This is a genomic window from Streptomyces sp. NPDC089919, assembly GCF_040684615.1.
Taxonomy (GTDB): domain Bacteria; phylum Actinomycetota; class Actinomycetes; order Streptomycetales; family Streptomycetaceae; genus Streptomyces.
Genome location: NZ_JBFBGK010000045.1, coordinates 37,725 through 60,303 on the forward strand (window position 1 = coordinate 37,725; position 22,579 = coordinate 60,303).

The window sequence follows — 22,579 nt, forward strand, 5'->3', positions numbered from 1 at the left end:
CCGCTGAACACGCCACCGGGGCCCGCCGCATCCAGCGGCGGGCCCCGGCCCGTTCACGGGGGTGTCAGTCGCCCGCGCGCTTCAGCGTGCGGATCGGGCGTACGGTGACCAGCGCCAGGGCGCACCCGGCGGCGATGACGGCGCCGGCGGCCAGTACCCGGTGGATGCCGAGGAGTTCGCCGATGGGACCGGCGACGGCCTGGCCGAGCGGGACGGCCAGGACCGAGCCGGCTATCTCGTACGCCGTGACGCGGTTGAGGCGGTCCTCGGGGACCTGGGTCTGGACGGTGGTGGCCCACTGGACGCCCCAGTAGGCCCAGCCGGCCCCGCTGGCCGCGTAGCCGAGCAGGAGCAGCGGGAGGGCCGGGACCAGGGCCGCGGCCAGCGGCATCAGCGGGAAGAGGAACATCGCGACGCCGCCCGCCAGGAGCGGGCGGGCGGCGCGGAGCCGGATGGCCGCCAGGCCGCCGAGGACGCAGCCGGCCCCGAAGGCGCCCTCGGCGTAGCCGAAGGCGGACCGGCCGTGCGCCTCGATGACGGAGACCGCGCCGAGCGGGGTGACCGGGCCCCAGACGCACACGCCCAGCACCCACCAGATGAGGATCACCGACCAGAGCCAGGAGCGGGAGCGGAACTCGTGCCAGCCGGTGCGCAGGTTCTGGAGGGTGGAGGCGGAGCGGTCCGGCTCGGCGGGGGCGAGCCGCAGGCCCAGCAGGCACAGCGCGCTGACCGCGAAGGTGGCCGCGTCCAGGGCGAAGACCAGGGCGGCCGAGGTGGTGGCGACCAGGCTGCCGGCCAGGGCGGGGCCGGCCATGGTGGCGGCGCCCTGGCTGACCCGCAGCACGCCGTTGGCCCCCTGCGGGTCGGTGGCGACCTGCGGGACCAGGCCGTTGACCCCCGGCTGGAACATCGCGGTGGCCGCGCCCCCGAGCGCTGCGCCGCCGAGCAGGAACCACAGCGGCGGGGTGCCCAGCCACAGGACGGCCGCGAGGGCGCCCTGGAGCAGGCAGCGGACGGCGTCCGCGCCGATCATCAGGGGCCGGGGGTGGAAGCGGTCCGCGAACACCCCGCCGAAGACCACGAGGAGGGCGAAGGCGCCCATCCAGGCGCCGAGGGCGTACCCGATCTCGCTGGCGCCGTAGCCCAGCGAGAGCATCGCCACGGCGGTGGCGACCGGGACCATGGTGTCGCCGAGCACCGACAGCGTGCGCGCGGTGAAGTAGAGGCCGAAGTTGCGGCCCCACAGACGGGGGCGGGCGGGTGGAGCGACGACGGACGACACCATGCGGTCACCTGTTCGGGGCGGGGGCGGGCGGTGGTGGATCGGGCGGCGTGGTCACCGTAGATCCCGGCACCGGGCAGCGGCCCGTGAATTTCCGCGGGCCGCAGGGTCACGGGACACCGGGCCAGGGGCCCGGTCGCGGCCCGGTCGGGCCGGTGATCCACTGGTGGGCATGGACAGCGGGACCGGCGCCGGCACCGGCGAGCAGCGGGTGGGAAGCGTCGTCGTGGCGGACGACGAGCCGATGGTCCGCCGCGGCCTGCGGGTCTTCGTCGAGGCCGGCGGGGAGTTCCGGGTGGTGGCCGAGGCGGCCGACGGCCGGGAGGCGGTGGCCGCGGTCCGCGCGCACCGGCCCGACATCCTGCTGCTGGACGTCCGGATGCCGCGGATGAACGGCCTGGAGGCCACGGCCGAACTGCGCGCGGCGCAGGACCCCGTGGACACCCGGATCGTGGTGATGACCACCTTCGGACTGGACGAGTACGTGGAGCAGGCGCTGGCCCTCGGTGCGGACGGCTTCCTCCTCAAGGACACCCCGCCGGACGCCCTGCTGGACGCGTTGCGGGCGGTGCGGGACGGGAACGCGGCGCTCTCCCCGCGGGTGCTGCGGCACGTCCTGGACACCTTCCGCTCGCCGGCGGCCGGGCAGGGCCGCGAGGTGCGGGCCCGGCTGGACGCCCTGTCGCCCCGCGAGTCCGAGGTACTGGCACTGGTCGCGGAGGGTCTGTCCAACCAGGAGATCGGCGTCCGCCTGCACATGGCGGAGACCACGGTGAAGGCGCACGTGAGCCACATGCTGAACAAGCTGGGGGCGGCCAACCGGGTGCAGCTGGCGGTCCTCGCGCACACCGCCGGCCCGCCGCAGGCGGGTCCCCCGCGGTGACGGCCCCGGCCGCCGGTCCGGCCGCCGGGGCCCCGGACGCCGGCGGCGCGGCCGCGGCCCGGGAGGCCCGGCTGGACCGGGCCATCGCGCTGTTCACGGTGGCGTACGGGCTGCTCAACTCCTTCGAGGGCGTCCGGCGCGGCCTGCTGCCCACCACGTACCCGACGGCGGGCGTCCTGCTGACGCTGGCGGTGGGCGCGCTGCTGTTGGTGCGCCGCCGGTACGTGGTCCCGGTGGCGCTGGCGGTGTTCGCGGCCGACCTGTTCCGGGCCGACCCGGTGGCGGTGGCGGTGGCCGCCTTCACCCTGGCCGGCGGGGAGCGCGAGGGGTCCCGGCCGCCGCCGTCCCGGATCCTGCTGCTCCTGCTCGGGGCGGCCGCCCACACGGTGTCCCAGGCGACCAGCGAGCAGCCGGTGCCGGTGGCGCGGGCCCTGGTCTACTCGGCGGGCGTCGTCGGCGGCGGGGCGCTGGCCGGGCTGTACCTGGGCACCCGGGAGCAGTTGGCCCGCCGGCGGGCGGCGGAGCACCGGATGGCGGCCGACCGGACCCGGGCGGAGGAACGGCGCCGGATCGCCTGGGAGATGCACGACGTGGTCACCCACCGGGTGGTGCAGATCGTGCTGGACGCCGACGTGCTCGCCCTGCAGCTGCGGGCCGCCGATCCGGCCGGGGCGTCGGAGGCCGGCCGGATCGCCGCCACCGGCCGGCAGGCCCTGGAAGAGCTCCGGGCCACCTTGGGGGTGCTGCGCCGCGGCGACACCCCGGTCGCACCCCAGCCCACCCTCGCGGACCTGCCCGCGCTGCTGGCCGGGGGCCCGGCCGGGGCCGGGGCCGTGCTGCGGGCCGGGCCCGGGCTGGACGCGGTGCCCGCCACCGTGCAGCGCACCGCGTACCGCGTGGTGCAGGAAGCGCTCACCAACGCCCGCAAGCACGCCCCCGGGGCGCCGGTCACCGTCTCCGTCGCCCTGGCGGGTCCGCTGCTCCGGGTCCACGTGGGCAACGGCCCGCCCCGCGGTCCCGGCCCGGCGGGTCTGCCGTCCGGCGGTCACGGGCTGATCGGGATGGCCGAGCGGGTCCGGCTGGCCGGCGGCACCCTGACCGCGGCGGACCGGGCCGACGGCGCCGGCTTCGACGTACGGGCCGAGCTGCCGGTGGACGGCGGCCGGGGCGGACCGGCATAGGGCGCGAGGGGCGGTGACCCCTCCTTCGGTACGGGCGGCGACCCCTCCTTCGGTACGGGCGGACACCCCTCCTTCGGTAGGGGGTGGATCCCGGCGAGGAGGGGCCGTCCGTGCCTGCCGCCGGGGTGCCGCGCGGCGGTTCTCTGGAAGGGCGGGCCGAGGAGACAGGACCTGGGCCCCGTCCGACACCCCGGGAGCACATTCATGAGCATCCAGCACGACGTCCGGTCCCCGGTCGCGGAGCCCGTCCAGGACCGGACGGGACACGCGGCCATCGCCGACAGCGTCCACGAGTCCTACGCCTTCACCTGTCTGGGCTGCGGGCACGGCTGGGAGCAGTCCTACGAGGTGCACCACTCGATCGACCGCCACGGCGCCCTGCTGACCTGGTGCACCGTCGACGGCCACCGCGTGCCGTCCCCGCTGACCCGCCCGGTCTGCCCCGCCTGCACCGGCACCACGGTCCGCATCCTGCGCAGCGGCACGGTGGCCGCCGCCCACGCCCCCGCCGCGGCCCGCCACCGCCGCTCCCCCGCCCCCGGCTGGCTGGCCGCGCTGGCCCGTCTCCTCGGAGCGTCCGACACCGGCTGGTGAGGCGGGGCGCGGAAGGGCCGGCGACTGGCGCGGGCCCGAGGAGGCGGAGCCCCGACCGCCCGCGCGGCCGGGGCGTTCCCCGTGCCCGGCCGCAATGTTCGGGGAAGGTACGGGCGCGGCCCGGGTCCGGCGGGCGGGCCGCCCGGGGCGGTTAGCATCGGGCATTCCCGCACGTGAGGGGCAGTGATGACGGAGTCCAGGGGTCTGGTGCTGATCGTCGAGGACGAGCGCCCGATCGCCGACGTCCAGCGGCTCTACCTGGCCGCGGAGGGCTTCGGCGTCCACGTCGAGGCCGACGGCGCCGCCGGGCTGGCCGCCGTCCGGCGGATGCGGCCGGTGGCGGTGGTGCTGGACATCGGGCTGCCCGGACTGGACGGCATGGCCTTCTGCCGGGCGCTGCGGGACGCCGGGGACTGGACCCCGGTCCTGCTGGTCACGGCGCGCGGGGCCGAGGCGGACCGGATCCTGGGGCTCGAGCTGGGCGCCGACGACTACCTCACCAAGCCGTTCTCCCCGAGGGAGCTGGTGGCCCGGGTCAAGACGGTGCTGCGGCGGGCCGCGGGCCCGCCGGTCCGGCCGGCCGCCGAGCACGGCCGGCTGAGCGTGGACCCGGTCAGCCGGACGGTGCGCCGCGACGGGGAGCCGGTGGAGCTCACCGCGACCGAGTTCAACCTCCTCTTCCAGCTGCTGCGCCACCCGGGCCAGGTTTTCACCCGCGAGCAGCTGCTCGCCCAGGTCTGGGGCTACCCGGGCTACCGGGACACCCGCATGGTCGACGTGTTCGTCTCCCAGCTGCGCGCCAAGCTGGGCGACGCGAGCCCGATCCGTACGGTCCGGGGCGTGGGCTACGGCGCGACGACCGCGACTCCGTGACCGGGTCTTCCGCCGCGGGCGGCGCACGGCGGGGTTCGCTGGTGCGCGCCATCGTGCTGCTGACCACGCTGGTGGCCGCGCTGGCCACCGCGCTCACCGGGCTGATCGCCTGGCACACCGCCGCGCAGGGCGCGGAGCGGCGCGAGCGCGAGCAGCTGGCGCGGCAGGCCACGGTGCTCGGCCGGCTGCCGGCGCTGTCCTCGGCCCTCTTCAACGGCGCCCAGGCGCTGGCCGGTCCGAACGAGGTGCAGCTGGCGGTGATCGCCCCCGACGGGACCGTCGCGGGCACCGCCACCCCCGCCGTGGACCCGGCCGTCACGGCGCAACTGCTGGCCGGCCGGCCGGTCTCCACCGTCGGGATCCTGGCCGGCGAGGAGGTCCTGCTGGTGGGCCGGCCGGGGGTGCGCGGGGGTGCGGTGGTGCTGACCGAGCCCGTCGCCGTGGTCGCCCGCGACACCGACCGGGTCCGCCGCGACGTGCTGCTGCCGCTGGTGGCCGGGACCTTGGGGGCGGCCCTGGCCGGCGCCCTGCTGGCCCGCCGGATCGCCCGGCCGCTGGTGACGGCCGCCGGGGTGGCGCACCGGCTGGCCGACGGCGAGCGGGGGGTGCCGGCCCCGGTCGGCGGGCCCCGCGAGACCGCCGAGATCGGCCGGGCCCTGAACCACCTCGACGGGGCGCTGGCGCGCAGCGAGGAGCGGCAGCGGGAGTTCCTGCAGTCCGTCTCCCACGAGCTGCGCACCCCGCTGACCGCCGTGCGCGGGTACGCGGAGGCCCTGGCCGACGGGCTGATCGGGCCGGAGCGGCTGGCCGAGGTCGGGGGCGTCCTGACCGACGAGACCCGGCGGCTGGACCGCTTCCTGGGGGACCTGCTGGACCTGGCTCGGCTGGAGGCGGAGGACTTCCGGCTCGCCGCCGCGCCGGTGGACCTCGGCGCCCTCGCCGCCGAGGCGTACGCCGCCTGGTCGGGGCCGGCGGACCGGCAGGGCGTCCAGCTGCGGCTGGAGCGGCCGGACGGGCCGGTGCCGGTGGTCACGGACGCCTTCCGGGTCCGGCAGCTCGCCGACGGCCTGCTCCAGAACGCCCTGCGGGTCACCCCCGGCGGCGCGCCGGTGGTGCTCGCGGTCCGGGCCGCACCGGACGGCGGCGCGGTGCTGGAGGTGCGCGACGGGGGTCCCGGCCTCACCGAGGACGACGTCCGGGTGGCCTTCGACAGCGGGGCGCTGTACGAGCGGTACCGCGGCACCCGGCCGGCCGGCAGCGGACTCGGGCTGGCCATCGCGCACCGGCTGGCCGGCCGGCTCGGCGGCGGCCTCGCCGTCGAGGGCCACGGCCCGGAAGGCGGCGCCCGCTTCACCCTGGTGCTGCCGCCGGCTCCGGCCGCCTGACCCGCCCTTACCTTCCGCCCATAATCGGCCCACGTTCCCCTTACCCGCGCCGTACACAGTGGGGCCCATGACGACTGAACCGGCCGTACGGCCCGGACTGCTGTACCGGAGCGGGGCCTGGTGCGCCCGGCACGCCTGGCGGGTGGTGGCCGGCTGGCTGCTCCTGCTGGTGGGGCTGGGGCTGGCGAACCGCGCCTGGGGCGGCACGTACGCGGACACCTTCGCGCTGCCCGGTACCCGCACCCAGACCGGTGCCGACCTGCTGACCGCGCACGCCCCCGGCTCGGCGGGCACGCCCGCCCCGGTCGTGCTCCGGGCCGAGCGGGGCCGGATCGCCGACCACCGGGCCGCGGTCGAGGAGGCCGTCGGGGCGCTCGACGACCTGCCCCGGGTCCTGTCGGTGGCCGATCCGCTCGGCACCGCGGGCGCCGTCTCCGCGGACGGCCGCACCGCCCGGATCACCGTCCGCTTCGACGGCAACCCGGCCGCCTTCGAGAGGTCGTACCTCGACGGGGTGGACGCCGCCGTCGCACCGCTGCGCGCCGACGGGGTGCGCGTCGAGTACGGGGAGCCGCTGGGGCAGTTGGCCACCCCGAAGTCCGCGGACCGGGTCTCGGAGGCCATCGGTCTGGCGGTCGCGGTGCTGGTGCTGCTGGCCGGCTTCGGCAGCGTGGCCGCCGCGGGGCTGCCGCTGCTGACGGCCGTGCTGGGGCTGGCGGTGGCCCTGGGCGGGCTCGGACTGCTCGCCGCCCGCCTCGACTTCGGCCAGGCCGCGCCGACCCTGGCGGCGATGATGGGGCTGGGCGTGGGCGTGGACTACGCGCTCTTCCTGGCCACCCGCTACCGGGCGCTGCTGCACGCCGGGGCGGACCCGGTCGGGGCGGTGGGGCGGACCGTCGCCACCAGCGGGCGGGCGGTGCTGGTGGCCGGCGCCACCGTCGCGATGGCGCTGGCCGGGCTGTACGTCAGCGGCATCGGGCTGATCGGGAGCCTGGGCACCGCGGCCGGGGTCAGCGTGCTGGTGGCGGCCGCCGCCTCGGTGACCCTGACCCCGGCGCTGCTGGGGCTGCTCGGGCGGCGGATCGACCGGCTGCACGTGCGCACCCCGGTGGCCGAGCCGGCCGGCGAGGCCGACGTGTGGCACCGGTGGGCGGCCCGGGTCGGCCGGCGGCCCTGGCTGTTCCTGATCGCCGGCCTGCTGCTGCTCGGCACCCTCGCGCTGCCGGCGACGGCCCTGCGACTGGGCCACGTCGACGCGGGCGCCCAGCCCGCCGGCCGGACCGACCGCCGGGCGTACGACCTGGTCACCGAGGGGTTCGGGGCCGGCGCCAACGGCCCGCTCACCGTGGTGACCCAGCTGGACAGCGCGCAGATCGCGGACCCGGCGCTGGGCCGCCGGCTCGGCGACTCGCTGCGGCGGGAGCTGGCCGCCGTACCCGGGGTGGCGGCCGTCTCCGCCCCGGCCGCCAGCCCCGACGGGGTGCTGCTGATCACCACTGTCACCCCGGTCGGCGGTCCACAGGAGCGGGCCACCGGCGAGCTGGTCCACACCCTCCAGGACGAGACGGTGCCCCGGGCGCTGGCCGGCACCGGCGCCACCGGGTACGTCACCGGACCCACGGCCACCGCCCGGACCTTCACCGACACCCTCGGGGACGCGCTGCCGCTGATCATCGCGGTGGTGGTGACCGCCGCCTTCCTGCTGCTGCTCGCGGTCTTCCGCAGCCCGCTGGTGGCGCTCAAGGCCGCGCTGCTCAACCTGTGTTCGATCGCGGCGGCGTACGGGGTGGTGGTCGCGGTCTTCCAATGGGGCTGGGGCGGTTCGCTGTTCGGGGTGGCCGGTCCGGTACCGGTCGAGTCCTACGTGCCGATGATGATGTTCGCGATCGTCTTCGGACTGTCCATGGACTACGAGGTCTTCCTGCTGTCCCGGATCCGGGAGGGCTGGCTGGAACTGGGGGACAACCACCGGGCCGTGGCGGCCGGGCTGGCCGCCACCGCCCGGGTGATCACCTGCGCGGCGCTGATCATGACCAGCGTCTTCCTGGCCTTCCTGCTGTCGTCGAACGTGGCGGTGAAGATGCTGGCCCTGGGGCTCGGGGTGAGCGTCGTCCTGGACGCGACCGTGGTGCGGCTGTTCCTGGTGCCGGCCTCCATGTACCTGCTGGGGAAGGCCAACTGGTGGCTGCCGGGCTGGCTGGACCGGCTGCTGCCGCACCTCGACCCGGAGGGTCCCCCGGGCCCGCCGGACCCGGCGCCGGCCGCCGCCGCGCCGCTGCAGGGAGGACGGCGATGAGCCGGCGGCCGGTACGGGGCCGGTGGCGCGGACGCCGGAAGGTCCTCGCCGTGGTGACGGCGGTGGTGGTCGCGCTGGCCGGACTGGGAGCCGGGGCGGCCGAGTTGGCGGCCCGGGGCGTGCTCCGGGACCGGATAGCCGGGGCCGCCCCCGCCCTCGGGCCGGACCTGTCGGTCGCCACCTCCGGCGGGTGGGCCCTGTGGGACCTGGCGCGGGGGCGCATCGGCCGCCTGGACGTCAGCAGCGGGGACGCCCGGCTGGGGCCGCTGCCCGGGGTGAGCGTACGGGCCCGGCTGGACGACGTACGGCTGGGCGGGCACCCCACCGTGGGCGGCAGCCGGGCGGAGGTGACCGCCCCGCCGGAATCGGTGGCCGCGGCCCTCCGCGCCCGGGCACCGGCCCTGTCGGTGGGCGAGGTGACCGCGGACCCGGAGCGCGGCACGCTGGTCGCCGCGGTCGGCCCGGGCGGCGCGGGGCGGCTGACGCTGCGGCCGGTGCTCGCGGACGGCCGGGTCGGGCTCACGGTGGCCGGGCTGACCGTCTTCGGCCGGGAGGTGCCGGACCCCGGCCGGTTCGGCCTGGACGGCGCGGCCGCCGGGCCGGGACCGGCGGCCCGGGACTACCCGCTGGGGCTCCGGGCCTCGTCGGTGCGGGTGGCCGCCGACGGCGTGCACGTCGCCCTGAGCGGCGGCCCCGGCCCGCTGGCCGGCCCCCGCTGAGCGCGGGGGCCGCTCCGTCAGCCGGCCGGCGTGCCCGGGACGTCCGCGTCGGGCGACTCGAGCCCTTCGAGGCTGTCCATGAAGGAGCTGACGGAGAACACCGCCCGGCCGGGGCCGGCCGGTCCGTAGCCGGGCGGGGAGCTCAGCCCGAACTCCTCGAGGGTGCCGCGGTAGGCCTCCAGCAGCCGGATGTGGTACTCCAGCGGCGCGCCCAGCGGGTTGGCCTTGCCCAGCGGGGTGGTGGGCTCCGGGCACCAGGTGGTGAAGCGCGGCACGACCCCGTGCGACATGAAGTAGCGCAGGCCCTCGGTGGTGGAGGCGATCGCCTCGTCGACCTTGGTGAAGCCGAAGGGCTCGGCCATCTCGATGCCGGCCACGAAGTTCGGGATCACCTGGCGCGGGCCGAAGATCTCGGCGGAGTCCAGGATGCGGCGGTGCCACTCGTCCCGGCCGACGTAGCGCTCCTTGCCGGGGCAGTGCAGCTGGAACAGCCGGCGGTCCCACACCTCGAAGTTGGGGTGGTAGATGCGGATGCCGTGGTCGTGGAAGCGCTGCACGGCGTCCCGGGGCAGCGCCTGGGCGACGACCTTGCCGGTCCAGCGGCCGGGGAAGCGCTCCTCGATGGCCTGGGCGTACTGCCCGTAGAAGTCGGCCTCGTCGAGCCCGCCGACGTGCGAGGTGATGGAGCCGCCGGTGAGGGTGTAGGCCCGGGAGGTGCCGGCGGTGTCGTACCTGTCGATGATCTCCAGCGCCTCCAGCACCTCCTCGACCGGCTTGACGCCGGTGTAGGGGCGGCCGGCCGCCTTGTGCTGGCGCCAGTTGTGGTTGATGTCGCAGAACTGGCACTCCTCCTTGGCGCCGAAGTACTGGCACACCCGGAAGACCGTCAGGTAGATCAGGTAGCCCCACTGGATGGTCGGCGCGACCTCCATCACCGACTTGCCGTTGGAGAGCTTGTGCCGGTAGTACTCCGGCATCGGCGGCAGGCCGACGTCCGCGATCCGCGCCCCGTCGAGGTAGAGGCCCAGGGTGCCGTCCTCGCCGCCGCGCACGACGTACGGGGAGTCGGGGTTGACCCGGACGGAGACGACCGTGCGGCGCAGGTCGTACGGGCCGCCGGTGAGGACGATCTCCTCCGGCGGCCGGTTGAGCGCGGCGGCGCCGAGCTCGGGCAGGGTGCGGTGGTCGAAGGAGAAGATGAAGTAGGACTTGGGCTTCACGTCGCCGGAGCCCCCGTCGGCGGTGCCGCTGAGGGCGGACTCGTCGAAGGCCATGCCGCCGCGCAGCAGGTCCTCCTTGATGACGGCCTCCCGCGGCACGTGCGGGAACCGCTCCATGAGGCCCTCGACCAGCGCGGTACGGCCGGCGCTCGCCTCGTGCTGCTTCATCCGGACTCCTTGAACGTCGCGTGGGCTGACTCGGGTGCCGTCGGCGGGCCCGGCCGGCCGGAGTGCGGCGGCCGGGTCCCCCTACGATCGTCCTGACGGTAGCATCCGCCCTTGAACGCGTTCAGTTCCGGGTGGCGGGTGGCCTCAGGCGAGGTCGTCCAGCGGCTGCCCCGGGGCCAGCCGGGCGGCGATCCGGCGGGCGATCTCCTGGGCCGTGTTCCCGTCCGCCGCGTCCGGGTCCTTCGTGGTGGAGACCGCGATGGACAGCCCCTTTTCCGGCAGGTAGGCCTGGATGGCGGCGTACCCGCTGAAGGACGGGTTGGAGAAGATCCAGCCGTTGACCACGATCACCCCGAAGCCGAAGTGCTTCGCCTCGGTCTGCGGCAGGCAGACCGTCTCGGGGCAGACGGCCGTCGGGTGCCCCAGGCCGACGGTGCCGGGGTCCAGCTGCTCCCGGAAGGCCCGCTCGGACAGCAGCTCACCGGTGCCGATGGCGCGGGCCGAGCGGGCCAGGTCGCAGATGTGGGAGGTCAGGACCGCACCCGGGGCGGTGGTCCAGGACGGGTTCCAGAAGGTGGTCTCCTCGTAGAAGCCCCGGTCGCTGCTGAAGGCGTGCAGCACCGGCTGCTGGATCTCGGGCGTGAAGCTGTTGCGGGTGTCGCGCAGCTCCAGCGGGCCCATCACCCGCCGCTGGAGCAGCCGGTCCAGCCGGGTCCCGGTGATCTTCTCCAGGGCCTGGCCCAGCAGCAGGAAGTTCAGGTGGGAGTAGCTCCAGTTGGTGCCCGGCTCGTACCAGAGCGGGTGGGAGTACGGGTACGCGGCCAGCTCCGCGGGGGTCCAGTGCTTGAAGGGGTCCTTGGGCAGGGCCGCCAGGAAGGCCGGGTCGGTCACGTAGTCGTGGAAGCCGGAGGTGCTGCTGCCCAGCATCCGCAGGGTGATCTCGTCGGCGTGCGGGACCTCCGGCAGCCAGCGCGCGATCGGGTCGTCGAGGTCCACCTTGCCCTCGTCGACCAGCTGGAGCAGCGTGGTGGCCATGTAGACGATGCCGACCGAGCCGGACCGGAAGTGCATGTCGGCGGTGGCGGGCACCCCCGTCATCGACTCGCCGAGGGCGCCGGTGACGACCTCGTGGCCGCCCCGCTCCACCCGCAGCAGCACCGACTTGAGCCCCAGCTCGGCCTGGGCCCGACGGGCCACCGCGAGCACGTCCCGGGCCGCGCCCCGGCCCGGCTCCGGGCTCGCCACGCAGTCGGCTCCGTGACCCTTCGGCGGCGGCCCGGCGGCGGTGGCCGCCGGGGTGATCTGGAGGGTTGCGGCGATCAGGGCGGCGGCGCACAGCAGCGCGGTCCGGGTGCGAGTCATGCAGGCACTATGGGCCGACCCCCGAGGGGCCCCGCGGGCCAACACTCCGGGCGGCCCCCCGTCCGGATGACCGCCGCTTGCGTCGCGCGGAGCCCCGCCGCGCCGTCCCTACCCGCCGGCCGGGACGGGATGCCGCAGCAGGTAACCGGCCGCGGCGACCACCAGGGCGGCCATACAGCCGGTGAAGACCAGCCCGGCCCCCTCCAGCCCCATCGGGCCCACCAGCAGCCCGACCCCGATCACCGGCACCGAGATGCCCCCGTACGCCGCCACGAACAGCGTGGAGATCACCGCGCCCCGCCGCTCCGGCGGCGCGGCCGCGGCCACCGCGGCCAGCGAGCCGCGGAAGGCCAGCCCCTGCCCGGCCCCGCCGACCAGGGCGCTCAGCACCACCAGCACCAGCAGGTCGAAGCGGAGCGCCCCGGCGAGCAGCGCCAGCCCGGTCAGCAGCCCGGCGCAGCCCCAGGGCAGCGAGCGCCCCGGCCCGGCCCGCCCGGCCGCCAGCTGCCCGACCGTCGAGGCGAAGAAGACCAGCGCCACCACCAGCCCGGAGACGGCGTGGTTGCGCACGTCCAGGGAGTGCGCGAGCAGGGCGGGACTGACCGAGGTGAACACACCCAGCAGGGCGAAGCCCGCGAAGGACGCCACGGCGGCGGGCACGAACACCGACCGCACCTGCGGCGGCAGCCCGGGCCGCTCGGGCCGTACGGTGCGCAGCGCCCGGCGCTCGCGCACCGTCTCGGGCAGCCGCAGCAGCACCAGGGCGGAGGCCGCCACCAGCACCAGGTGGACCGCGAACGGCAGGTAGAGCGGCCGCGGTGCGTACTGCGCCAGCACCCCGGAGATCACCGGCCCGCAGCCCAGCCCGCCCATGTTGGCGGCGGTGGCCACGAAGGTGGCCCGCGAGACCCCGCCCGCGGGGGCCAGTTCGATCACGTACGCGGTGGCCGCGCCGGTGAAGAGCCCGGCCGCCAGCCCCGACAACAGCCGCCCCGCGTACAGCCAGCCGACGTTCGTGGCCGCGAGGAAGCACCCGGCGCTGACCGCCGCGCAGGCCAGTCCCGCGTACAGCACCGGCCGCCGCCCGACGGCGTCGGAGGCGTTGCCGGCCAGCAGCAGCACCCCGATCACCCCGACGGCGTAGGTGGCGAACACCACCGTCACGATCAGCTCGGAGAAGCCGAACTTGTCCTGGTAGAGGCCGTACAGCGGGGTCGGCAGCGTGGTCCCGGCCATGCACACGGCGAACACCGCGCCACCGAGCAGGCACCGGCGCCACCGGTGGTGATCACCCTCCATGCCGCCGACGGTATCCCCACCAGCCCCCACCCGCGCGGCGGCGGCCCTTGTACACCCCTCGCTCCTCGCCCCTCACCCCCCGACGCCCACCACCCGGTCCACCCGCCCCGCCTCGTACGCCGCCAGGTCCGCGTACACCCGCGCCTGTCCCCCCGTCACGCGCACCACCGGGCACTCCCACGTCTGGTGCGGCTCCGGGGCCAGGAGGTGGGTGGCGCCGCGCTCGGCGTCGTGCACCAGGACCGAGACGATGTCCTCCAGGCGACCCGGCATGCCGGTGTGGCCCTGCTTCGGGTGGTCCGGCGGCCCGGCCACGTCGATGACGAAGTAGCGGTCCTCCTGCCAGTACCCGAAGTCGTCCAGCCACTCGCCGTGCGCCACCGGGACCCCGTCCACCCACAGCCGGGCCTCGGCCGCGCTGTCGCGGGCGAGCAGCACGGCGCTGCGCCGGTCGTCGGCGGTGAACTCCACCCGGATCCGGAAGGGGGTCCACAGGTCGGTGAAGCCGCTGCACGCCCCGGCGACCGGGCCGGACCGTACCGCGGGCCGGCCCCCGTCCGCGGCCGGGACGGGGTCCAGGCCGCACACGCCCGGCTCCCGGCAGGACCGGTCGCTGCGCCGGTTGCAGCCCAGCCCCAGGGCCGCGAGGTCCCGCGGGGCGGCCGCACCGAGCAGTTCGACCAGCCGCTCCTCGTAGCGCTCCGCGCCGATCAGGGCGGTCAGGTCATCGGCCCGGGACCACCAGAGCAACAGCGGCGCTCCGGTGCGCGAGCCGGCCAGCCACTCCTGCCACGGCACCAGCCGGTCGCCCCAGGCCTCGCGCACCCGCTCCCGCGCCCGTTCGCGTTCACGTTCCAGGTCCGGCTCCCCCGGGGCCCCGGGCGCCGGCCCGCCCTCCGACGCCGGCTCCGGCGCCGGCCGCGCACGCCCCCGCCGGCTCCTCCTGCTCCACGGCCACTCCACAGCGGCAGGCCCCCTCGCGTACGTGCCCATGACAGGCCGTCGATCGTAGAGGGGGGTCCCGCCCGGGCGCCCGGCAATTCCGGCGGGGCCCGCCGCCGGCAGCCCGTTCCGGTCAACCCCGACCCCACCGCATCCCCGGCGCGCACCCCACCGGGCGGCCGGAGCCACCGGCCCCGGCCCGGCCCGCCGGCCCCGCCCCGGCCGGCGGCCCGGCGGCCGAAAACCGCCGCCCGTCCCCCGCCGCCCGGAATAGTCGGACGGCCGGCGCGGCTTGGCACCGGCATGGCAACTCTTGGACTGATCGGAAGCGGCAACATCGGCAGCACCCTGGCCCGGCTGGCGGTGGCCGCCGGGATCGACGTGGTGCTCAGCAACTCCCGCGGCCCCGAAACCCTGGGCGACCTGGTCGCCGAGCTCGGGCCGCGGGCCCGGGCGGCCACCCCCGCCGAGGCGGCGGCGGCCGGCGACTGGGTGGTGGCGACCATCCCGCTGGTCAACTACCGCGACCTGCCGGCGGCGGAGCTGGCGGGCAAGGTCGTGCTCGACACGATGAACTACTACCCGGACCGCGACGGCGCCTTCCCCGCCCTGGACGCGGAGCGGACCACCACCAGCGAGCTGGTCCAGGAGCACCTGCCGGCCTCCCAGGTCGTCAAGGTGTTCAACAACATCTACTTCAAGCACCTCCTCGACCTGGCCCGGCCGGCCGGCGCGGCCGACCGCTCGGGCCTGCTGATCGCGGGCGACGACGCGGCGGCCAAGGCCTCAGCCGCCGAACTGGTCGACGCGCTCGGCTTTGACGCGGTGGACACCGGCGCCCTCGCCGACAGCTGGCGCTTCCAGCGCGACGCCCCGGCCTACGCCCTCCCGTACTTCAAGGGCCCCCTCGGGACGGAGGTCGACTGGGAAGACCCGGGCAGCCCGGCCGATGCGGACACCCTGCGCGCCGCCCTGGCCAAGGCGGTCCGGCCGACCGGCGGCTGACCCCCGCCCGCCTCACCCGACGGCCCCGGCCGGCGCGCATCCGCACCCGCCGGGGCCGTCCCCGTCCTGCGGCGTTGCCCGGCACGGGCGACCCGGTCAATCCGGCGGCGGCGCGTTCACCCTGCGGACGGCGCGCGCTCCGGAGTGCGCCCCCGCAGGGCCAGCACGGGCCCGGCCGCCCCGCGGCGGGCCGCGCGCGGCCGTCGGGCCGGTTCCGGTGATCGTCCGCGGTGCCACCATGCGAGCGCACACGGCACCGCGCGGCGGCCCACCCGCCGCGCAGCGACGAGAGGTTTGGAACGTGACCCCTCAGGCGGTCGACACAGCACCCCGGCGCCTCCCCGGACAGCAGCGGCCGGCGCCCGTCGACGACACACCCCCTCCCCCGCCGGGCCCGACCCGCGTCGATCCCGAACTGCTCATCTCGGCATCCGTGTTGCTCGCGGACGCGGCGCTCACCGCCCGGCAGGCGGGGGCCGAGCTGACCGCCGCGGTGAGCAGCGGGCGGTTCGGCCTGGAGGCGCTGCGCCGGCCCGGCTGGGCGCTGGGCACCGCCCTGTCCTGCGTCCGGGCGCTGACCGATCCCAAGGGGCTCGGGTTCGGCGCCAACGGCGGGGTGATCGGCGAACTGACCCGGATGGCGGGCAATCTGACGTACCGTCGGCCGGCGAAGACCGCCATGGCCGTGGATTCCTTCGCCCTGCGCATCGAGGCGGCCGCGACCGACCACCCCAACCTCACCTCCCCGTGGGCCCGCCGGCTCACCGACGCGATGGTGGCCGGGAACCGGACCGAGGCGCTGCGGGCGCTGTCGGCGCTGGTCGAGCGGATGGGTGTGACCCGGGCTCTGACCACGCTCACCCCGGTGCTGATGGAACTCTTGGCGCTGCTGGGGATGCTGGACGAGAACCCGGTCAACGACGACTTCTCCTGGGTCACCCTGGCCGGGGGCGTGCCGGACAGCGACCCCGTCCTGGGCCTGCCCAGCTCCGTGCTCGCCTTCCTCAACCCCGGGCCCGGCCGGGCCGAACGCACCGATCCGGACCCGATCCTGGCGAAGGTGCTGGCCACCTCCCGCAACGACATCGTCAGCTACGTCAACGACATCGGGGCGCTGGGCAACCACGGGCTGGTGCTGCTGCGCCGCGTCAAGTGCACCGACGGGGCCGTCCGGCACGTCCTGCTGCTGCCCGGCACCAGCTTCGGCCTGCTGCGCAACAGCACCCCGCAGGACCTGGTCGGCGCCTTCGACGGACTGCTGCGCACGGACACCACGTACACCCGCGCGGCGAAGAAGCTGCTGCGCCGGGCCGGGGTGCCGGAGGGGTCCGAGCTGATGGTGATCGGGCACAGCCTGGGCGGGATGACCGCGATGAACCTGGCGATGGACGCCGAGCTGGCCGCCACCTACCGCTTCACGCACGTGATCGCGGTGGGCTCGCCGATCGACAACAAGCGGCCCGCCGACCACACCACGCAAGTGGTCAGCCTGGTCAACAAGCACGACCTCATCCCGGCGCTGGACGGCCGCGGCCCGGTCTCGCCCCACGACATCCCGGCCCACTGGATCGAACTGGCCTGGCTGGACGAGTCGTACGACTACCCGCTCTCGCACGCCCCGCAGGCCTACTCCGACAGCCTGCGCGGCGAGGTGGCGCACCACCGCGACCGGGTCAACGAACTGATCATGGCCTATGACGGCGAACTCGTCGCCAACCAGCCGTACATGCTGCGCGACAAGTGACCGCAAGGGAGACCGATCCGATGACCACCGCAGAATCCCCCGCCGCCGGCGCGGCCCGGCCGGCCGGCGCCTGGGCGCTGGAGAACGCCGTGCTCAGCGCCGCCATGGTCGCGCAGCGGATGCCCTGGCTCGACGCCCCGGCCCGGGCGCTGGGGCTGGACCTGCTGACCCGCGAGGGCGTCACCCGGAGCCTGCTCGACCACCTGCGGCGCACCCGGTCCGGCGCGCCGGTGCGGGTGGGCACGCCGTTCGGGACGTTCCTGGTCCCGCTGACCGCGGCCGACGCCGAGGAGCTGCCGGCCGCGGCGGCCGCGGCCGGGGTGCTGGACCCGGCCCTGGGGCTGAGCCCGGGCGGGCACCGCTGCGGGCTCTCCCCGCACGCCGAGTGGGCCGGGGAGCCGACCCGGCCGGCGGCGCAGTTGGACGCGCTCGCGGCCGAGGAGGCGGCCGCGGTGCTCGGCGCCCGGCGCGGCGACGGCACCCTCGAGTGGGCGGGGTGGCGGCAGGGGATGCTGCGACTGGCCCGCCGGGTGGTCGTGGGCGCGGCCGCGGCGGAGGACACCCTGCTCAGCGAGGTGTCCGCGGCCGAGGCGGCGGCCGTCGGCGGCCGCGGGCACGCGGCCCGGCGGCGGGCCCTGTCCCGGCGGCTGGAGCCGTACCTGACCGGCCCGGAGCCGGGCGGGAAGGACGGTGCCGCCCGGCCGGGGGACCCGGCGGCGGTGGCGCACGCCCTGGCCCTGGTGTCCGAGGCGGTGGCCGGGCCGGCGCTGCGGGCGGTGGCCCTGCTGGCCGCAGGGTGCGCGGGCGGACCGGAGGACGCGGTGGCCGAGTCCTTGCGCCGGTACCCCCCGGTGTCGGCGGTGCTCCACCCGGTGCGGGCGGCCTTCGTCTGGCGGGGCACGGCCCTGGAGCCCGGTACCGAGATCCTGTGCGCACCGGGATGGCTGCCGGAGGCCGCGGCGGGCGGCCGGACCGAGCGGATCCCGCTGTGCGGGGCGCCGGGGCCCTGCGCGGCGGCCGCCTTCGCCGTGCAGGTGGCGGAGGCGGTGGTGCGGGCGGTCTTCGCGGTCTCCGCGCCGGTGCTGCTCGCCCCGCAGCTGCGGCCGGGGAGGCTGCCGGAATCGCTGGACCCGCGGCGGCTCCTGGTGGCGGTCGCCGACCCGGCCGGCGGCGCGGGCGACGGCCGGGTGGCCCGCGCTCCGCAGCCGGCCGTCCCGGTCTCCGCGTACGGCTGTTCCCCGGCCGCCTACGGGGCGCTGGCCCGGGCCAGCGCGGACCGGCTGGAGCGGCACGCGGAGAGCCTGACGGTCTGCGCCGGGAACCCGGGCTGGGACGCGGACGGGACGGGCGAGCGCTTCCGTACGGACCTCCTGGGCCACGCGGAGCGCTGCGCCGAGGCGGCTGCCGCCGTCCGCCGCTCCGCACTGCGGCTGGCGGAGTGAGGCACGTGGTGACGGACCGGGCGGCCGGGGGCCGGGCGGGTGCGGCGGGGCCGCCGGCTCCCCCCGGCCGGGCGGCGGTGCTGGCCGGTCTGGGGGCCTACGTACCGCCGCGGGCGCTGACCAACGCGCAGTTGTGCGGGGACCGTCCGGTGGGCGACGAGTGGATCCGGGCCCGGATCGGTTCGGCCGAACGGCGGGTGGCGGACGGCGAGGCCACCGTGGACCTGGCGGTGCGGGCCGGCCGGCACGCCCTGACGGCGGCCGGCGCGGACCGGGCGGACGCGGTGGTGCTGGCCACCCTCTCGCCGGACCGGCTCTGCCCGGCCGGAGCGCCGGAGGTGGCCGCCCGGCTCGGCCTGGGCCAGGTGCCGGCCTTCGACCTGGCGGCCGGCTGCAGCGGCTTCCTGTACGGGCTGGGCGTGGCCTCTTCGATGGTGACGGCCGGGCTCGCGGACCGGGTGCTGCTGGTGGCCTCGGACGTGTTCTCGGCCTTCATGGACCCGGCGGACTGGCTGATGCGGGCGATCTTCGGGGACGGGGCGGGGGCGGTGCTGCTGCGCGCCGGATCGGCGGCGGAGGCCGGCGCGCTGGGCCCGTTCGACCTGGGCAGCGACGGGGCGCAGGCGGACCTGCTGGCCGTCCCGGGCGGCGGCGCCCGGGCGCGCAAGGCCCAACTGGCCGATCCGGGGGCGCAGTTCTCCCCGTACTTCCGGATGGACGGGCCCGCGGTGCGCAAGCAGGCGGTGGTGGGCATGTGCGAGTCGGTGACCCGGGCCCGGGAGCTGGCCGGCTGGGCGCCGGAAGAGCTGGACGCGGTCGTCGCCCACCAGGCCAACCAGCGGATCCTCGACGACCTCGCGGCCGAACTGGGCCTGGCCCCGGAGCGGGTGCTCACGCACATCGGCTCGTACGGGAACATGGCGGCGGCCTCGGTGCCGGTGCTGCTGGCCCAGGCGGCCGCCGCCGGGACGCTGGTGCCCGGTCGGCGGGTGGCACTGACGGCCTACGGCGCCGGTCTGGCCTGGGGGTCGACCACCCTGGTGTGGCCCGCGGTGCGGGCGGTGACCGAGGGCTGACCCGGTCCGCCGGCTACCAGAACGGCGTCTCGCGGCCTGCCAGTTCGCCGTCCAGCAGCTCCTGGACGGCGGCCTGGGCGCGCTCGCTGAAGTCGCGGGCCGCGACGGCCCGGGCGGCGTACGACTCGGGCCGCGCGGGTGCCGGGATCGGCTCGCCGATGGTGACGGTCCACTTGGCGGGCAGCGGGAAGGGCGGGGTGACCGGGAAGAAGGGCAGGTCGAGCAGCCGGGCCAGGGCCGGCACCTCCCCCAGGCGGGGTACCGACTCCTCCGCGCCGACCAGGGCCACCGGCAGGACCGGCGCCCCCGCCCGCAGGGCGCTGACCGCGAAGCCGGGGCTGAAGGGCCGCAGCCGGTAGCGCTCGCGCATCGGCTTCTCGAGTCCGGAGACGCCCTCGGGGAACACCCCGACGAGTTCACCACCGGCCAGGTGTTCCATTCCGACCATCGGATTGATCGGGAAGGCGCCGTTCTTCCGGGCGTACGAGCCCAATACCGGGAAACGGAACAGGAAGGGCGCCGCGGGATAGTGGACGGTCCGGCCCAGGCTCCGGCCCAGTACTTTCTGCAGGACGAAGGCGTCCAGTCCGTAGGCGCCGGAATGATTGGCGACCAGCACGGCCGGTCCGGCGGCCGGGACGTTCTCCAGCCCCAGCAGGTCGACCCGGAAGTAGTCGTCGACGAACCAGTCCAGTAACCGGTCCCAGGCGATCTCACCGGCATCGCCCAACAGCTTGCCCGCATGGCGCAGTTCCTCGCCGGCGGCCCCGAGCAGTTCGATCAGGTCGGCCTTCGCATCAGACACGAATGGTCCCCGCTCCGCATATCCATAGCCATGAAGTGGCCTACAAATGAAGGGTTTTGAGTAAACGTACCGGCAATGGTACGTATGTGGGCGCACGAAGATCCCGTATCGGGAATCGCTTTTCAGTTCAGCTGTCCATCCGCTTGACCGAGGGGTACCCGTGACCACCGTCTCCGCCCAGGAATCCGTCTTCGCCGCACTGCGCGACCTGCTCGTCGACAAGTTCGACGTCCCCGCCGCGGACGCGCGGCCGGATGCGGCGATGCGCGATCTGCTCGTCGACTCGCTGATGGTGGTCGAGATGGCCATCGCCGTACACGAGACCCTGGGGGTGAAGGTCGAGGAGGAGGAGCTGCGCGAGGCCACCCTCGCCGACCTGGCCGCGGCCGTGCACCGGCGGCACGCCGCCTCCTGACCCCGCCGCACCGGGCCGCGGTGGCGGGTACCGGCCGGCGCCGCGGGCCGAAAGCCGCCGTTGACCGCCGCCGCGCCCGTCGTGAGGATGGTCCCGCTGACGAGCGGTGACCCACGGGGGGGTACGCACATGTACAGCCGCGTCCGACCTGCGGCCGGGCCGATGGCCGCCGCACTCCTGATCGCCGGCCTGCTGACGGCCTGCTCCTCCGACGACGAACCCGGCGGCTCCCCGCCGCCGACCGCGGGCCCCTCGGCGACCGTGACCGGCCCCTCCGCCCGGCCCGGGCAGGTGCTGAAGCCGGGCGGGACCTACCGGTGGACGACGAACAGCAGCTACGGCCCGCCGGCGGAGGTCACCGCCCAGGTGCTCTCCTACCGGCAGCCGGTGGCCGACCCCCAGACCCCCCTCGCAGCCGAGGCCGGGCAGAAGGGGGACGTCTGGGCCGCCCTGGAGATCCGGATCTGCACCCTGAGCGGCCATCTGTCCGCGACCAGCGCGGGGTGGCAGCTGGCCTTCCCTGACGGGGTCCGGGCCGAGCCCGAGTACCACAGCATCGCGGCGACACCCCGGTTCCCCGTCGAGACCCGGCTGTCCGGGCCCGGGGACTGCGTCCGCGGGTTCGTATCCTTCGTCGCACCGGCCGGCGTCCGGCCCAAGGAAGCGGTGCTCGCTCCGCCGGGCACGAGCGAGGGGGTCGCGAAGTGGCCCCTCACGCCCCGCTAAATCTCAGGTCGGTAATATTTCCTTACAGGCGACAACCAAGAGGCCGCCCGCACGAGTCATGAAGGCGAGTGCGCCACAGCGCCCTCGCTCGCCGTTCAGGGGATGGGGACACCACACATGACTCACCGAATATCGCGCCGCGCCCGCATGCTCTCGGGCGGGATCGCCGCCGGCATGCTGCTGCCGCTGGTCGCGATGGCCACGCCCGCCGAGGCCGCCACCGCGCAGGTCTCCTGCACCTCCGGCAAGGCCGGCCTGGCCGCCAAGCTCGAGAAGGACATCACCGCCGCCCTGCGCTCGCGGGCCGGCACGGTCTCGGTCGGCCTCTACGACCGCACCACCAAGACCAGCTGCAAGCTCCGCTCGACCACGGGCTACGACTCGGCGAGCGTGGTGAAGGCGACGGTGCTCTCGACGCTCCTGTGGGACGCGAAGAAGACCAACCGCTACCTCACCCAGCGCGAGGTCGACCTCACCAAGGCCATGATCACGCGGTCGGACAACGACGCGACCACCGCGCTGTGGCGCCAGCTCGGCGTGACCAAGGTCAAGGGCTTCCTCGCCGCGGCCGGCATGACGCAGACGGTGCCCGGCGCGGACGGCTACTGGGGCCTGACCCGGATCACCGTCCAGGACGAGCAGAAGCTCCTGTCGCTGCTCACCCGCAAGAACACGGTCCTCAGCGACAACTCCCGGGCCTACGCCCTGAAGCTGATGAACTCCGTGATCTCCTCGCAGCGCTGGGGCACCCCGGCGGGCGCCCCGTCCTCCGTCAAGGTGTACGTCAAGAACGGCTGGCTGCCGCGGGCCACGCACGGCTGGCGGGTGCACAGCATCGGCGCCTTCCAGGGCGGCGGCCACGACTACTACATGACCGTGCTGTCGCAGGACAACAGCACCATGGACTACGGCGTCGCCACCATCCAGGCGGTGGCCCGCGCCATCCACAAGGACCTCAACCCCGCCTCCGCCATGAGCCAGGGCTACGTCCCGACCACCCGCCCGTCCGAGACCATCCCGGACGTGCCGGCCCGCTGAGCCGCGCCGGTCGCACCGGTCGCCCCACCAGCACGGCCCGCGGGGGGGGGGGGCCCCCCCGGGGGGGGGGGGGGGGGGGCGCCCCCCCGGCGGGGCGGGCGCCCCCCCGGGCCCCCGCGGTAGG

General features: G+C 76.1%; 20 protein-coding genes. 14 read left to right on the top strand and 6 right to left on the bottom strand.

The genetic code is table 11. From position 1 onward, the window contains the following. Positions 1–64 precede the first annotated feature (64 nt). A complete protein-coding gene (locus AB0O40_RS19430; protein WP_365042765.1) occupies positions 65–1,285 on the bottom strand; it encodes an MFS transporter in 1,221 nt (406 codons plus the stop codon). A 169-nt stretch (positions 1,286–1,454) separates the two neighbouring features. On the opposite strand from AB0O40_RS19430, the gene AB0O40_RS19435 reads away from it, so the two are divergent. From AB0O40_RS19435 to AB0O40_RS19465, 7 genes are all read left to right on the top strand, one after another. After that, the gene (locus AB0O40_RS19435) at positions 1,455–2,165 is read left to right on the top strand and encodes a response regulator transcription factor (RefSeq protein ID WP_365042768.1); all 711 of its coding nucleotides are present in this window, start codon (positions 1,455–1,457) and stop codon (positions 2,163–2,165) included. Further along, entirely contained in the window at positions 2,162–3,346 is a 1,185-nt protein-coding gene (locus AB0O40_RS19440) for a histidine kinase (protein ID WP_365042771.1), read from the top strand. The genes AB0O40_RS19435 and AB0O40_RS19440 overlap by 4 nt, the downstream gene beginning before the upstream one ends. A 204-nt stretch (positions 3,347–3,550) precedes the next feature. Further along, positions 3,551–3,940, top strand: coding sequence for a hypothetical protein (locus AB0O40_RS19445; RefSeq protein WP_365042774.1), 390 nt, complete (start codon positions 3,551–3,553; stop codon positions 3,938–3,940). A gap of 186 nt (positions 3,941–4,126) precedes the next feature. Beyond that, positions 4,127–4,813, top strand: a complete 687-nt coding sequence (locus AB0O40_RS19450; protein WP_365042777.1) for a response regulator transcription factor — start codon at positions 4,127–4,129, stop codon at positions 4,811–4,813. Then, positions 4,810–6,198 carry a HAMP domain-containing sensor histidine kinase gene (locus tag AB0O40_RS19455; RefSeq protein WP_365042779.1) on the top strand — a complete coding sequence of 463 codons (1,389 nt, stop codon included), beginning with the start codon at positions 4,810–4,812 and terminating at the stop codon, positions 6,196–6,198. Before AB0O40_RS19450 ends, AB0O40_RS19455 begins: the two co-directional genes overlap by 4 nt. Before the next feature lie 67 nt (positions 6,199–6,265). After that, entirely contained in the window at positions 6,266–8,494 is a 2,229-nt protein-coding gene (locus AB0O40_RS19460; RefSeq protein ID WP_365042782.1) for an MMPL family transporter, read from the top strand. Further along, complete coding sequence (locus tag AB0O40_RS19465) at positions 8,491–9,213, top strand: LmeA family phospholipid-binding protein (RefSeq protein WP_365042785.1); 723 nt, start codon at positions 8,491–8,493, stop codon at positions 9,211–9,213. The genes AB0O40_RS19460 and AB0O40_RS19465 overlap by 4 nt, the downstream gene beginning before the upstream one ends. A gap of 17 nt (positions 9,214–9,230) precedes the next feature. Here AB0O40_RS19465 and AB0O40_RS19470 read toward each other — a convergent pair whose 3' ends face one another. The 4 genes from AB0O40_RS19470 to AB0O40_RS19485 form a co-directional block, all read right to left on the bottom strand. Then, a complete protein-coding gene (locus AB0O40_RS19470; RefSeq protein WP_365042788.1) occupies positions 9,231–10,601 on the bottom strand; it encodes a radical SAM protein in 1,371 nt (456 codons plus the stop codon). Between the two features lie 144 nt (positions 10,602–10,745). Then, positions 10,746–11,963: a serine hydrolase domain-containing protein gene (locus AB0O40_RS19475; protein WP_365042791.1), complete on the bottom strand. Its 1,218-nt coding sequence runs from the start codon at positions 11,961–11,963 to the stop codon at positions 10,746–10,748. Positions 11,964–12,071: 108 nt separating this feature from the next. Further along, positions 12,072–13,262, bottom strand: coding sequence for an MFS transporter (locus AB0O40_RS19480; RefSeq protein WP_365042794.1), 1,191 nt, complete (start codon positions 13,260–13,262; stop codon positions 12,072–12,074). Between the two features lie 72 nt (positions 13,263–13,334). Next, the gene (locus AB0O40_RS19485; RefSeq protein WP_365042797.1) at positions 13,335–14,087 is read right to left on the bottom strand and encodes a hypothetical protein; all 753 of its coding nucleotides are present in this window, start codon (positions 14,085–14,087) and stop codon (positions 13,335–13,337) included. Between the two features lie 420 nt (positions 14,088–14,507). Here AB0O40_RS19485 and AB0O40_RS19490 point away from each other — a divergent pair, with 420 nt between their 5' ends. The 4 genes from AB0O40_RS19490 (at position 14,508) to AB0O40_RS19505 (ending at position 19,471) form a co-directional block, all read left to right on the top strand. Continuing rightward, positions 14,508–15,209 (top strand): NAD(P)-binding domain-containing protein, encoded by a 702-nt coding sequence (locus AB0O40_RS19490; RefSeq protein WP_365042800.1) that lies wholly within the window; start codon positions 14,508–14,510, stop codon positions 15,207–15,209. Between the two features lie 433 nt (positions 15,210–15,642). After that, the gene (locus AB0O40_RS19495; protein ID WP_365042802.1) at positions 15,643–16,953 is read left to right on the top strand and encodes a hypothetical protein; all 1,311 of its coding nucleotides are present in this window, start codon (positions 15,643–15,645) and stop codon (positions 16,951–16,953) included. 20 nt (positions 16,954–16,973) lie between these two features. Further along, positions 16,974–18,395, top strand: coding sequence for a hypothetical protein (locus tag AB0O40_RS19500; protein WP_365042803.1), 1,422 nt, complete (start codon positions 16,974–16,976; stop codon positions 18,393–18,395). A 5-nt stretch (positions 18,396–18,400) separates the two neighbouring features. Further along, complete coding sequence (locus AB0O40_RS19505; protein ID WP_365042806.1) at positions 18,401–19,471, top strand: beta-ketoacyl-ACP synthase 3; 1,071 nt, start codon at positions 18,401–18,403, stop codon at positions 19,469–19,471. 13 nt (positions 19,472–19,484) lie between these two features. Here AB0O40_RS19505 and AB0O40_RS19510 read toward each other — a convergent pair whose 3' ends face one another. Further along, on the bottom strand, positions 19,485–20,276 hold the full coding sequence (locus AB0O40_RS19510) for a lysophospholipid acyltransferase family protein (protein WP_365042807.1): 792 nt from the start codon (positions 20,274–20,276) through the stop codon (positions 19,485–19,487). A gap of 160 nt (positions 20,277–20,436) precedes the next feature. Here AB0O40_RS19510 and AB0O40_RS19515 point away from each other — a divergent pair, with 160 nt between their 5' ends. From AB0O40_RS19515 to AB0O40_RS19525, 3 genes are all read left to right on the top strand, one after another. Beyond that, positions 20,437–20,691, top strand: coding sequence for a phosphopantetheine-binding protein (locus AB0O40_RS19515; RefSeq protein ID WP_365042810.1), 255 nt, complete (start codon positions 20,437–20,439; stop codon positions 20,689–20,691). 129 nt (positions 20,692–20,820) lie between these two features. Beyond that, positions 20,821–21,417, top strand: a complete 597-nt coding sequence (locus AB0O40_RS19520; protein WP_365042813.1) for a hypothetical protein — start codon at positions 20,821–20,823, stop codon at positions 21,415–21,417. Between the two features lie 117 nt (positions 21,418–21,534). Beyond that, a complete protein-coding gene (locus AB0O40_RS19525; RefSeq protein WP_365042816.1) occupies positions 21,535–22,455 on the top strand; it encodes a serine hydrolase in 921 nt (306 codons plus the stop codon). Positions 22,456–22,579: the final 124 nt, after the last annotated feature.

Bases quoted from the DNA above. Each gene is read 5' to 3' on its own strand.
- AB0O40_RS19430 (WP_365042765.1), bottom strand. From the start codon at position 1,285: ATGGTGTCGTCCGTCGTCGCTCCACCCGCCCGCCCCCGTCTGTGGGGC.
- AB0O40_RS19435 (WP_365042768.1), top strand. From the start codon at position 1,455: ATGGACAGCGGGACCGGCGCCGGCACCGGCGAGCAGCGGGTGGGAAGC.
- AB0O40_RS19445 (WP_365042774.1), top strand. From the start codon at position 3,551: ATGAGCATCCAGCACGACGTCCGGTCCCCGGTCGCGGAGCCCGTCCAG.
- AB0O40_RS19450 (WP_365042777.1), top strand. From the start codon at position 4,127: ATGACGGAGTCCAGGGGTCTGGTGCTGATCGTCGAGGACGAGCGCCCG.
- AB0O40_RS19460 (WP_365042782.1), top strand. From the start codon at position 6,266: ATGACGACTGAACCGGCCGTACGGCCCGGACTGCTGTACCGGAGCGGG.
- AB0O40_RS19465 (WP_365042785.1), top strand. From the start codon at position 8,491: ATGAGCCGGCGGCCGGTACGGGGCCGGTGGCGCGGACGCCGGAAGGTC.
- AB0O40_RS19470 (WP_365042788.1), bottom strand. From the start codon at position 10,601: ATGAAGCAGCACGAGGCGAGCGCCGGCCGTACCGCGCTGGTCGAGGGC.
- AB0O40_RS19475 (WP_365042791.1), bottom strand. From the start codon at position 11,963: ATGACTCGCACCCGGACCGCGCTGCTGTGCGCCGCCGCCCTGATCGCC.
- AB0O40_RS19480 (WP_365042794.1), bottom strand. From the start codon at position 13,262: ATGGAGGGTGATCACCACCGGTGGCGCCGGTGCCTGCTCGGTGGCGCG.
- AB0O40_RS19490 (WP_365042800.1), top strand. From the start codon at position 14,508: ATGGCAACTCTTGGACTGATCGGAAGCGGCAACATCGGCAGCACCCTG.
- AB0O40_RS19500 (WP_365042803.1), top strand. From the start codon at position 16,974: ATGACCACCGCAGAATCCCCCGCCGCCGGCGCGGCCCGGCCGGCCGGC.
- AB0O40_RS19520 (WP_365042813.1), top strand. From the start codon at position 20,821: ATGTACAGCCGCGTCCGACCTGCGGCCGGGCCGATGGCCGCCGCACTC.
- AB0O40_RS19525 (WP_365042816.1), top strand. From the start codon at position 21,535: ATGACTCACCGAATATCGCGCCGCGCCCGCATGCTCTCGGGCGGGATC.